Origin of the sequence: Psychrobacter sp. SC65A.3 (assembly GCF_025642195.1) — a bacterium.
Classification (GTDB): domain Bacteria; phylum Pseudomonadota; class Gammaproteobacteria; order Pseudomonadales; family Moraxellaceae; genus Psychrobacter; species Psychrobacter cryohalolentis.
In genome coordinates this window covers 2582007-2594922 of sequence record NZ_CP106752.1, presented here as the reverse complement: position 1 = coordinate 2594922, position 12916 = coordinate 2582007, and the positions used below count along the sequence as shown (strand labels likewise).

The following is a 12916-nucleotide window of genomic DNA, read 5'->3' as shown; positions in this document are numbered from 1 at the left end:
TTTTGATATTGAATAATTACATGGCTTTTTGACAATAAAGATACTTGATAGTTAAATCATTCTCTTCTGTTTATGACCATTACAGGATAGTATGGAAAATCCCTTTAACTGTTTGATATGTCAACATTATGCTCAGTCCAAAACCTTTAGAAACTATACATGATTTATTTGCAACGACTCGGCGTCCTTCTGATGAGCAATCTGCTATCGATATAGGATTTCAAGGCGATGTCTATGAGGAACTGGATAAGCTTGACTATATCTATGTGGATGAGCTGACTGAAAAAAGCGTGAATCATAGTGATGTTCAACCGTATCAACCGCTCTCATTGGTTGGTTTTTTTGAAGGATTGGCACAGCTTGCGACTATGGGTGTGGTCGAGGTGACTGACATTGTAGAAGCCATCCACCGTGAGATATTACTGCGTCCTTTAGGGCGGTTTAATAAAGGAAATGTCGAGCGCTGGCAACAGGGTATCACGGGACGCATTTATGGTACGGTACGTCAGGCGATGCAGCTGATTGGTAATAATTTAGCCTCAGGTCTGCACCTTTATAATACTGTTTTAAAACCCAAAAAGGTCAGACTATTACCTAAGAACTTGCGGCGCATGGTCAATATCCTAAACGGAGTGATGGGTGATCATCTGATTACGCATCAAAATCCATTAGCAGTATCGATGGTGCTGTATGATACCAATAATCGGGTGCAAAGCGCTGTATTGTCAGGGCGCGTTATTATTCTATGCCATGGACTTTGTTTAAGCCACTTAAGCTGGAAAGTATCTGGTGAGAATAATCTGGCAAAAGCGCTCATGTATAGCTTGCCATCAGCGACTGTCTTGTACTTAAATTATAATACAGGTCGACGTATCTCAAGTAATGGACGTAGCTTTGCTCAAGTGTTGCAAGATTTGGTTGAAAATAACCCAGACATCACCCAGATTGATTTGGTCGGTCATAGTATGGGCGGTTTGGTAAGCCGTAGCGCGCTGTTTTATGGCAAAGAGCAAGGTTTTAGCTGGGTCAAAAGGGTGAGCAATCTGGTGACTTTAGGGTCGCCGCATCATGGCGCAAGTTTGGAGCAGATTGGGCATTTCGTCCAAGATAAAATCGCTAAATTGCCCTTTGCTGGGTCATTGGCAAAGCTTGGTGATATGCGCAGTGCGGGTATCATTGATCTGCGTTACGGCAGTATTCGAGATGCTGACTGGCAAGCGTTAGAGGGGCGTAGTGTGCTACCAGCAGATTTTCGGCATCCTACTCACTTGCCATTGCATGTGAATACCTATCTGGTAGCAGCAGTGATGGTCGAGACCCATTTTGAATTTAAGACCACAAGTTTATTGGGCGATGGGCTAGTTTCGGTAGAGTCAGCACTGGGTGAGCATACCGAAGAGCATACGCTGGCAGTACCAGAGGGACACAAAGCTATTTTTTATGGGATAAACCATATGAACTTAATCTACAGCGATAGAGTACATCAGCAAATCATTGCTTGGCTCTTGGATGACAGATTAGGCGATGCACATGAAGCAAAGTATGCGCTGAACCCGCGTATTTATTCTTATCCAGAAACCTATGAGGTTTAGCATAAGAGATACAAAATAATCAGACTAATGCTAAAAACCCTCAAGCATCATACTTGAGGGTTTTTTATGACTGACTATAGTGAATTCAGTATTAAAACGATACAGTAGGACTGGGATGAATTTTACGCAGCCTCTGTCGGCGTAGGCACAGCACGCCAGAAAAATTTATACCAGTACTGCGTTGAAATATAACGTATCTGTTTTATTTGGAATTGACTATACTTAAATAAATGAGATAAAAGACTACTCAGCAAAAATCGCTGCCACATCGTCTTTATTAAATTTATAAATCTCACCGCAGAATCCGCAATCCATCTCAAAGGTACCGTTTTGCTCTGCAACGATATCCAATGCTTCTGTTTCGCCAATTTGCTCGATTGCCATTTCACACTTTTCACGTGAACACGTACAACCAAACGATAACGAGATAGGATCAGGAGCAACGACTTTTTCTTCATGATATAAGCGATACAAAATCTCATTGGTATCAAGCGTGGTCAATTCTTCTGCTTTCAGTGTACGCGTCAATACAGACAAGCGTGTCCACAAGTCATCATCAATACCAGCATCTTCATTTTGCTCAACTTCGTAGGTTTCTTGAGCGGTACGCGGCAGCATTTGCACCAAGATGCCACCCGCTTGTAAACCATCAGATGCCAAATTAATCAGCGTTGGAATCTGTGCCGATTGCTTTTGATAATGCGCCAAGCAATCTGCCAAATTGTCATGGCTACGTTCAACAATACCTTGATACGGCTCGCCGCCATCCGGTTGGATATTGATAAATAATACGCCTTGACCAGTAGCGCCCAGTTCAGCAAACGCTTCTTTAGCATGCAGCATATTATTCCACGCTTGTACGTGCTCGTCAGTATCATCTTTCCAGCTAGCAAGGGCGCGGATAATACCGTTTTGATCACATTCAGCCATCGCCCAATTCAGCAAACTATCGCTATCTGATGATTGCAATTGAATCGACAAGCGACCATTGATTTTAACAGTACCAATCAGCAAACTTGCAGCCGTCAACATCTCACCGAGTAAGCGTTTTAGTGCTTCAGGATAAGGCTTTTGCGCAATGGTCGTCGCATAGCTACGCGATAGGCGCACCACATCACCGCGCACCGGAGAGTCTTCAATAAAAAAGCGTTGGCGAATGTCGTTATCTTGCATCAGATCAGTATTTTGTTCAGGGGCATTCGGATTTTGGGTATCTTGGATCATAGGTCATTTATAAGATTAAGAAGTTGCTAGCTTTATGGGGATAGGTTCGGATTTATCAATCGTATCTATAGTAGATACACTTTTAAAAAAATACAGTGCTACTGGGATTAATTATTCGCAGCTTCTTTCTGCGTAGGCACGGTCAGCAAGCAGAATTGATACCAGTAGCACCTTATAATTTTTGTATTTCTTTTATTTGGGACTGACTATAGTATATTGTTGACGTAAGAAATGCCGTTTATAAAAAATGAATTTCTCTATTAGCTTTATCAAATACATACCTATATTAATGACGTTAGAGCTTGTTTTATTTAGGGATTATCATCTCCAAAAAATTAAAAACCAAAAATAGTCAGCTGAGTAAAAAAAGTTTACCCTCGTCAGTCAATTTGTTGTACAGTAACATTAAGTTGCATAGTGATAAACAACAGCAACAGCACGGATGCATAGCAATAGGGCCCATAAACGCAAATTTATAGCGTTTTTCTACGGTTTCTATCGCACTTAAATGTCATTCCAATCTTGTGGCAATGTGATAAAAGGACATATCTCATGACTTACTCTCTTTCTACCTCTATATCCAAACCATTAACGTTAGTTGCCTTTATGGCACTAGCTCTAGCAGGCTGTAACAACAATAGCCAAACCAGTAATGAGGCGACGTCAGCAGATGGAGCAACCACCGAGGCGACGGCAAATACCAACGGCACCTTAGATAAAATCAAAGAATCAGGCACCATCGTCGTCGGTCACCGTGACTCTTCTATTCCGTTCTCATACATCGCTGATGATCCAAATCAGCCGATCGGCTATGCTCATGATTTAGAGATGAAAGTGGTAGAAGCTGTCAAACAAAAGCTGAATATGCCAGATCTAAAAATCCGCTATAACCTTATTACCTCACAAACACGCATCCCATTAGTACAAAATGGTACAGTGGATTTTGAGTGTGGTTCAACAACCAACAATGAAGAGCGTCAGAAACAAGTCGCTTTTTCTAACGGCTTCTTTGAAATCGGTACGCGTTTATTGACCAAAAAAGATTCAGGTATCCAAGGTTTCGATGATTTAAAGGGTAAAACCTTAGTCACGACTGCAGGTACAACTTCAGAGCGTTATATTCGTGAATACAACGATGATAAAAAGATGGATATCAATGTCATCTCAGCAAAAGACCATGGCGAAGGTTTCTTGATGCTAGAAAACGGTCGTGCCGATGCCTTTATGATGGATGATGTATTGCTAGCAGGCGAAAAAGCCAAAGCAAAAAATCCAGATGAATGGGTCATTGTCGGTGAGCCACAATCGTTTGAGATCTATGGTTGTATGATGCGTAAAGACGATCCAGAGTTTAAAGCCGTGGTCGATGAAGCACTAGCCAATGTCTTTAAGTCAGGCGAGATCAATAGCATTTATGACAAATGGTTCTTAAATCCAATTCCACCAAAAAATGTCAATCTAAAGTTTGAGATGTCAGATAACTTAAAAGCATTGATTGCCAATCCACATGATAGCGATCAGCCAAAAGTAGCGACTGCGCAATAACGCTTCTTGTCCCTCAACATAGCATGCTTACGCGTTCAGATTGTTTGTCAAATAGTTTGATAGCAGTCTGAAAGCGTGGGCTTTTTAACCGTTGCTCGGAGAGACAATTATGAATTATAGCTGGAACTGGGGTGTGCTGTTTGAGCAGACCGGTATCGGTAGCGAGCTGTATATCCATTGGATGATTACTGGTCTTGGCTGGTTGTTATTGATTGGCAGTATTGCATGGGCAATCGCCATGGTGGTTGGTACTATTTTTGGCATCATGCGTACCTTGCCGAATAAAGGCGCACGTGCTATCGGTACTGCTTATGTGACGTTTTTCCGCAATATCCCTTTATTGGTACAATTATTTTTCTGGTTTTATATAGCTCCAGGTTGGCTCACCCCATCCATACAAGAGTGGTGGTATAAAGACTTGTCTCCCAATACCTCAGCCATGCTGTCAGCCAGTATCGGTCTTGGTTTATTTACCGCAGCTCGTATTGTTGAACAAGTACGTACTGGTATCGAGTCACTACCTCAAGGGCAGATCAATGCTGCCTACGCACTTGGCTTTAGTATCCCACAAGCCTATAAAGAAGTACTGCTGCCACAAGCGTTTCGAATTATCTTACCGCCGCTGAGCTCAGAGCTGACCAACTGCTTTAAAAACGCCTCAGTTGCGTCTTTGGTTGGGGTAATGGAGCTGATCAGTCAGACCAAAACCATCAGTGAATATACTCAAAACAGTCTTGAGATTTATACCTATGCGACCATTATTTATCTGGTGTTTAATCTGTCTTTAATTGCCATTATGGGGCTAATTGAACGTAAATTGCGTGTGCCTGGGCTAATTGCAGGGAGTCAAAAATGAATATGACCGAACTTGCAACTGCCTATCCCGGTTTGATGGGTGGCATGCTGACTACTTTAAAAGTATTATTTTTAGCAATCTTAGGCGGTCTCAGCTTAGGAACGGTATTGGCTTTGATGCGTTTGTCTGGTATCAAAGCGCTTGAGATACCTGCAAAGCTATACGTCAATTATTTCCGTTCTGTGCCATTGCTGCTCGTGCTGCTCTGGTTTTATTTTGCCGTACCGATGATTTATTTTTGGGTCGCTGGTAAATATCTGCAACTCGATACAGCCTTTACCTCGTGTGTAGTCGCTTTTATGATGTTTGAAGCGGCATATTTTTCAGAGGTGGTACGTGCGGGTATCCAATCTATCGGCAGTGGGCAGGTTAACGCTGCGAAAGCGCTTGGCATGACCTATGGGCAAACGATGCGCTTGATTATTTTGCCGCAGGCGTTTCGCAAGATGCTACCGCTGATTTTACAGCAATGTATTATTTTATTCCAAGATACGACATTGGTTTTCGCGATTGGCTTGACGGATTTTTTCCGTGCCGCTTATGTACGCGGTGAGCTGATGGGTTTATTAACGCCCTATATATTAGGAGCAGGCGCTGTTTATTTTATTATCAGTTTGAGTGCCTCTATTGGCGTACAACAAGTACAAAAGCGTTTAAGATTCTAATGATCTTTAATAAATTCGTATCGAAACCTGTACGTTAAGAGCTATATTTAATAATGATGAAAATAATGTGGTTAGGAGCCAGTGATGAATGAGCCAGTAATGAATAATACTGACACGTATATAAATGAATTTGGCGGACTGGTCACTAACACTGGTCATGCAAGCGATGAAATCGTCATCCAAATGAGTGATGTGAGTAAATGGTATGGTGATTTTCAAGTGTTGTCTGGCTGTAGTGCCCATGTGCATAAAGGCGATGTCGTCGTCGTTTGTGGTCCATCGGGCAGCGGCAAGTCGACCTTGATAAAAACGGTTAATGGGCTAGAGCCTTTTCAAAAAGGCGAGATTATGGTCAGCGGTATCTCCGTTGGCGCGCCAAAAACCAACTTGCCAAAATTACGTAGTAGTGTCGGTATGGTCTTTCAGCACTTTGAGCTGTTCCCGCATCTGACGATTGTTGATAATTTGACTGTCGCGCAAATCAAAGTATTGGGACGTAAAGAAGCGGAAGCCAAGCAAAAAGCCATGGCATATCTAGACCGCGTCGGACTAACGGCGCAAGCAGCAAAGTATCCAGCTGAGCTGTCCGGTGGGCAGCAGCAGCGTGTCGCGATTGCACGTGCGTTAGCAATGGATCCAGTGGCAATGCTCTTTGATGAGCCAACTTCAGCACTTGACCCTGAAATGATTCAAGAAGTACTTGATGTCATGGTTGAGCTAACCCGTGAGGGCATGACGATGATGTGTGTTACCCATGAGATGGGCTTTGCCAGTCAGGTGGCCAATCGGATTATCTTTATGGATGAAGGTCATATCGTTGAAAACTGTAGCAAGGATGAGTTTTTTGAAAGCGCGAAAAGTGACCGCGCGCAAATGTTTTTATCAAAGATTCTCAATCATTAAGGCAGTCATTTAGAGTTGATTTATTTAGAGCGCCTATTAATAGGCGCTTTTTTTATTGTAAGCGACTTTATAAACGCCTACGTGAGTGAATACCTGTTTACTGATATAATGGCAGCCACTATCATAAACAACCACTATCATAAAAACAATATAATCTCTCATCTATCATGGAGTCAGTATGAGCAAAGAAGCTACATTTCCTATTACTACAGCAACAGACGCCAAAGGTATTGTCATCATTGGTGCAGGTTTAGCTGGCTGGCACGTGATTGATGCCATTCGTGCCAAAGACAAAGATGTGTCGATTACTCTAATCACCACAGACAATGGCGATCGTTATCATAAGCCGATGCTTACCATGGCAATCAGCCAAAACAAGCAGGCATCAGACTTGGTACGCGCGACTGGCGCTGATGCGGCAGAAGCGGCACAAGTGACCTTACTTGCCAATACGCAAGTCACGGACATTGATGCTGCTGCGCAAACGGTACAGCTTATCTCAGCGCTACGCTCAGATCCTGTTTATACCAATTATGCAACCATCAGCTATGACAAGCTGGTCTTAGCGATGGGTGCTCATCCTATTTTCCCTAAGAGTTTGCCGCAAGATTTGGTATGGCATGTCAATCATATTGAGCGTTTTGGGCAGCTACAAGAAAAGCTGGCAGCTGGCAGTCAGCATGTGGCGATTGTCGGTGCGGGTATGGTAGGCACTGAGATTGCTGAGGACTTGCTTAAGGCGGGTCATGAGGTGACCTTAATTGATTTAAATGATGCGCCGCTATCGCAAATGCTACCGCCAAAAGCGACAGCTCGTATTGCCAAAGCAGTGCAGTCGCAGGGTATTAATTTCTTAGGCGGTTATCAAGTATCCGATGTCATACGTAATGATGACGGTAAGCTGCAAGTTAGCTATGAGCCATTTACTCCTAATCGAGAAGATACAGATGCTCAGTCATTTGAGATGTTAATCGTCGACCATGTGATTGCCAGCACGGGTCTGACCGTTGATGGTAAATTACCAACTGCAGCTGGAGTTGAGTTCAACCATCGCACTGGTATCGTAGTAGATGCACCAACACTACGAACCAATACCAATAATATTTATGCGATTGGTGATTGTATGTCTATCAATGGTGTTGCCTGCCGTTATGTAGCGCCACTACGTGCGCAAGCAGCAACGATTGCTGATGATGTATTAGGTTTAGAGCATAGCGGTTATGAGCATAAGCCACCGATGATTCGCTTAAAGAATAAAGCCATCTCAGTGATGGCCACGGGCGTGCCGCAAGCAAACGGCAACTGGCAAGTAACCACTGAAACTGAAGACGAGCTTATTATGAATTTACTCAATGATAATAATGAAGTCAGCGCGACCGTTACTATTAAGGCGCCGCCAATTATATCAGCGTAGTAATTATCAAATTGCCTGTAGTTTATGGTCTTAGCTTGTTAAACATGCATCATGTTTTTAAATTGAAAATACTCTAAAATTTAGTGCTAAAAAAAAGCCAGCCACCTATACATAGCGTGACTGGCTTTTTTGTGTCAAATATCTGCCATATTTTTATGCTATCTTTAGTAAATCATCACCATTGGTTTCTAATTAAATGATACATATTGTATTACTATTATTGACAGCATTCGATTTAAGGCGGTATAGTAGCTAACGCTAGTCGAGACCTGTTCAAGGAAGAATGAATGGGTGGCAGGCGACTAATAAGTATTATGAAAAGTAAAACGAAAGGACTCGTTATGACTCAAAATATCCATTTTGATACCATTCTAAATAATATCCCCTCTATCAATATGGGCGCACGTTCGGCAAATGCGCCATTGACTCAAAGCTATGATAAAGGTCCTGATGTGCCGCTGATTGAAGCGACCATCGGTGATTTCTTTGATGCTATCGTCTCCAAATATCCTGAACGCGAAGCGCTGGTCGTCTGCCATCAAAATATTCGCTGGACATATAAACAGCTGCAACAGCAAGTCAATCAGTTAGCGAGCAGCATGATTGAGATGGGGCTTGAGATTGGTGACCGTATCGGTATCTGGTCGCACAACAATGCTGAATGGCTTTTGATGCAATTAGCGACCGCCAAGGTCGGTGTCATTTTAGTCAATATCAACCCTGCTTATCGTGTCTTTGAGCTGCAATATGCGCTAAATAAGTTGGGCTGCTCGGCATTGGTGCTCATGCGCCATTTTAAAAGTAGTGACTATGCCAGTTTAATCCGTGAGATGTGTCCTGAGATTTACCACAAAAATTACACTCAGCTGGATTTGGTCGAGATTCCAACGATTGAGCGCATCATTTGGATTGATGAACCAAACAGCGATGAAGAGTTTGGGTTTATGCAGAAGTTTTCTGCATGGATGGCAGAAGGTGATGCCAATGATCCGCGTATCGCCGAGCGTCAAGCTCAGCTTAAAAATACTGACGCCATTAACGTACAGTTTACCAGTGGTACAACGGGCACACCGAAAGGCGCGACTTTAAGCCATCGTAATATATTAAATAACGGCTATTTCATCGGTGAAGCGATGAATTTTACTGAAAAGGATAGACTGTGTATTCCAGTGCCTTTATATCATTGCTTTGGTATGGTGCTTGGCAATTTAGCCATTCTCACTCATGGCGGTTGTATCGTTTATCCAAATGATGGTTTTGAACCATTATCGGTATTACAAGCAGTTGAACAGGAAAAATGTACGGGTTTACATGGCGTACCGACGATGTTTATCGCTGAGCTTGATCACCCTGAATTTAAAAATTTCGACTTATCGACCTTGCGTACTGGCATTATGGCAGGCTCTAGTTGTCCGATTGAGATCATGCGCCGCGTCATCGATGAGATGCACATGAAAGAGGTCACCATTGCTTATGGCATGACTGAAACCAGCCCAGTATCCTGTCAAACCAATGAACATACGCCACTTGATAAGCAAGTCTCGACCGTGGGACTCGTGCAGCCTGCACTTGAAGTCAAAGTAATTGATACTGAAACAGGTGAAATTGTGCCCTTAGGCGAAACTGGCGAGTTACTCACCCGTGGTTATTCGGTCATGAAAGGCTATTGGGGCAGTCGCTTTAAAACGCGTGAAGCCATTCAAAATGGCTGGATGCATACCGGTGACTTGGCAACCATGGACGAAGATGGCTATGTCAAAATCGTCGGTCGTAGTAAAGATATGGTTATCCGTGGCGGTGAAAACATCTATCCGGTTGAAATCGAAAACTATCTCTATCGTCATCCTAAAATCCGTGATGTGCAAATTGTTGGCGTTCCTGATGAAAAGTATGGTGAAGTATTGGCTGCTTGGATTATACCTAAAGAAGCTGGCAGCTTAACGGAAGAAGAAGTACGTCAATTCTGTAGTGAGCATATTGCTCACTATAAAGTGCCAGCCTATTATCGCTTTGTGACCGAATACCCAATGACCATCACTGGTAAAATTCAGAAATATAAAATTATTGAGCAGATGAAAGAAGAGTTAGGATTATAAAACTTGAGCCGTTTTACTTCTTTTTTATTAATAACTTACATTGGTAAAGACTAAACTAACCAGTAGTTAAAAAAAATCGCATAAAAAGCTACTCGCATTTACGCATTAAAGAAAAGGGATATCATGAGCGCTATCATAACCAGTAAACTGAGTCCAAATGCCGCTGAATTTCAGCAAAATAGTGCCGCCATGCAAGAGGTCGTCGATGACTTATATCAGCACTTGCGTAAAGTCGCCCAAGGTGGTTCAGAGCGTGCACGCGCCAAGCATTTAGCACGTGGTAAGCTACTACCTCGTGAGCGTGTCGAGCGTTTGCTCGATGTTGGTACGCCATTTTTAGAAGTGGCTCCGATGGCGGCGCACGATATGTATGGTGAAGATATTCCAGCGGCGGGCGTGATTGCTGGTATCGGTCGTATCAATGGCATCGAGTGTATGATTGTGTGTAATGATGCTACCGTAAAAGGCGGCACTTACTACCCAATGACGGTCAAAAAACATCTACGTGCCCAAGAAATTGCCCAAGAAAACAATTTGCCTTGTGTCTACTTAGTCGATTCTGGCGGTGCAAACTTGCCCAATCAGGATGAAGTATTCCCTGATAAAGAACACTTTGGACGTATATTTTTTAATCAAGCTAATATGAGTGCCGCTGGCATTCCACAGATTGCAGTGGTCATGGGTAGCTGTACCGCTGGCGGGGCATATGTCCCAGCGATGAGCGATGAGTCTATTATTGTCAAAGACCAAGGAACTATCTTTTTAGGTGGTCCGCCACTGGTGAAAGCCGCCACTGGTGAAGAAGTCACAGCAGAAGATTTGGGCGGCGGCGATGTACATACCCGTCTATCAGGGGTGGTCGATCATTTGGCGCAAAACGATACCCATGCGTTATCAATCGCGCGTAATATCGTTAGCCACTTAAACCGTTCTGCTAAACAGATTCCAAATCAAATAAAACCACGTCCACCGCGCTATGATGCTAAAGAACTATACGGCGTCATTCCAACTGATAAGCGTAAGCCATTTGATATTAGAGAAATTATCACTCGTATCGTCGATGACAGTGCCTTTGATGAATTTAAAGCGCGCTTTGGCACGACATTAGTATGTGGTTTTGCTCATATCGAAGGTATGCCAGTTGGCATTATTGCCAATAATGGCATCTTATTTAGTGAATCTGCACAAAAAGGCACGCACTTTATCGAGCTGTGCTGTAAACGCAAAATTCCTTTGATATTCCTACAAAACATCACCGGCTTCATGGTCGGTCGTAAATACGAAAACGAAGGTATTGCCCGTCATGGTGCCAAGATGGTAATGGCTGTGGCAAATGCCAAAGTACCTAAATTCACTGTCATTGTCGGTGGTTCATTCGGCGCTGGTAACTATGGTATGTGTGGACGTGCTTATAGCCCGCGTTTCTTATGGATGTGGCCAAATGCGCGCATTTCTGTGATGGGCGGCGAGCAAGCGGCATCGGTATTGGCAACGGTTAAGCGCGATAACTTTGACCGTAAAGGCGAGGCGTGGAGTGATGAAGACGAAGCAGCATTTAAAGCGCCGATTCGTGAGATGTACGAAGAGCAAGGTCATCCTTATTATGCCACCGCTCGTCTATGGGATGACGGCGTGATTGACCCTGCTGATACCCGTAATGTATTGGCATTAGCGCTTAGCGCGGCTCATAACGCGCCGATTGAAGAGACAAACTTTGGGGTCTTTAGAATGTAGAATTGAAAGGTATATTGCCAGACATTTAGCGCTCATCAATACATAAAATATAGAGAAAGATATGCAACAAAATTTGAATCATTATAAAAGTCTATTGGTTAGCGTTGAGCAGCACGTTGCAACAGTAACCTTGAATCGCCCTCAGATACGTAACGCCTTTAATGATGAAATGATTGCTGAGTTGACCCATGCTTTCAAGACGCTTGGCGAGGATGAGCAAGTACGCGTTATCGTTTTAGCAGCGGCCGGTAAAGCGTTCTGTGCGGGTGCTGATTTGAATTGGATGCGCGCCATGGCGGATTATAGCTATGAGGAAAACCTAGCGGATGCGGACAAATTGGCACAAATGCTCAAGACCATTTATGAGTGCCCAAAACCAACGATAGCGGCGGTACAAGGGGATGTTTATGCAGGCGGCATGGGTTTGGTTGCTGTCTGTGATGTAGCTATCGCTGTGAGAATTGCCAATTTCTGTCTTAGCGAAGTACGTCTGGGCTTAGCACCAGCAACCATTAGCCCTTATGTGATTAGAGCCTTAGGTGCCAGAGCCTCACAGCGTTATTTTCTCAGTGCGGAAGTATTTGATAGCAAAAAAGCCCGTCAGCTTGGCTTTATCCATGAGCGCGTCAGTGAAGAGTCGCTTGATGATGCAGTTGCAGAATTTTGTGCCAAAGTCGTTAAAAATAGCCCTGAGGCCGTCAAAACCTGCAAGCGTTTATTGCATGAAGTCGCGGGTGCACCTATTAACGATGAGCTTATTGCAGATACCGTCAAAGGCATCGCTGATATTCGCTCATCAGAACAAGGTAAAGAGGGCGTGCAAGCATTTTTACAGAAGCGCCAACCTGATTGGCTAGTAGCAGAGTAGCCATATATCAATAAAAAAT

At 43.4% G+C, this 12916-nt stretch carries 10 protein-coding genes; 9 read left to right on the top strand and 1 reads right to left on the bottom strand.

Annotated features, from left to right (window positions below; genetic code table 11):
- Positions 1-128: 128 nt before the first annotated feature.
- Positions 129-1592, top strand: a complete 1464-nt coding sequence (locus OEG80_RS10985) for an esterase/lipase family protein (RefSeq protein WP_263240833.1) — start codon at positions 129-131, stop codon at positions 1590-1592.
- A gap of 243 nt (positions 1593-1835) precedes the next feature.
- On the opposite strand, the gene hslO is transcribed toward OEG80_RS10985, so the two are convergent.
- Positions 1836-2816 (bottom strand): Hsp33 family molecular chaperone HslO, encoded by a 981-nt coding sequence (gene hslO / locus OEG80_RS10980; protein WP_263240831.1) that lies wholly within the window; start codon positions 2814-2816, stop codon positions 1836-1838.
- A 552-nt stretch (positions 2817-3368) separates the two neighbouring features.
- Between hslO and OEG80_RS10975 the strand changes: the two genes are divergently transcribed.
- The 8 genes from OEG80_RS10975 to OEG80_RS10940 all read left to right on the top strand — a co-directional run bounded on the left by OEG80_RS10975 (position 3369) and on the right by OEG80_RS10940 (position 12897).
- Positions 3369-4361, top strand: coding sequence for a glutamate/aspartate ABC transporter substrate-binding protein (locus OEG80_RS10975; RefSeq protein ID WP_263240829.1), 993 nt, complete (start codon positions 3369-3371; stop codon positions 4359-4361).
- A gap of 109 nt (positions 4362-4470) precedes the next feature.
- On the top strand, positions 4471-5217 hold the full coding sequence (locus tag OEG80_RS10970) for an amino acid ABC transporter permease (protein ID WP_011512705.1): 747 nt from the start codon (positions 4471-4473) through the stop codon (positions 5215-5217).
- Positions 5214-5882, top strand: coding sequence for an ABC transporter permease subunit (locus tag OEG80_RS10965; protein WP_011512706.1), 669 nt, complete (start codon positions 5214-5216; stop codon positions 5880-5882). The genes OEG80_RS10970 and OEG80_RS10965 overlap by 4 nt, the downstream gene beginning before the upstream one ends.
- A 183-nt stretch (positions 5883-6065) precedes the next feature.
- Entirely contained in the window at positions 6066-6785 is a 720-nt protein-coding gene (locus tag OEG80_RS10960) for an amino acid ABC transporter ATP-binding protein (RefSeq protein WP_041753349.1), read from the top strand.
- Positions 6786-6963: 178 nt separating this feature from the next.
- Complete coding sequence (locus OEG80_RS10955) at positions 6964-8199, top strand: FAD-dependent oxidoreductase (RefSeq protein WP_263240826.1); 1236 nt, start codon at positions 6964-6966, stop codon at positions 8197-8199.
- Positions 8200-8540: 341 nt separating this feature from the next.
- Positions 8541-10295 (top strand): AMP-binding protein, encoded by a 1755-nt coding sequence (locus OEG80_RS10950; RefSeq protein ID WP_263240824.1) that lies wholly within the window; start codon positions 8541-8543, stop codon positions 10293-10295.
- Between the two features lie 123 nt (positions 10296-10418).
- Positions 10419-12029 (top strand): carboxyl transferase domain-containing protein, encoded by a 1611-nt coding sequence (locus OEG80_RS10945; protein ID WP_263240822.1) that lies wholly within the window; start codon positions 10419-10421, stop codon positions 12027-12029.
- Between the two features lie 61 nt (positions 12030-12090).
- Positions 12091-12897 (top strand): enoyl-CoA hydratase/isomerase family protein, encoded by an 807-nt coding sequence (locus OEG80_RS10940; RefSeq protein WP_263240820.1) that lies wholly within the window; start codon positions 12091-12093, stop codon positions 12895-12897.
- Positions 12898-12916: the final 19 nt, after the last annotated feature.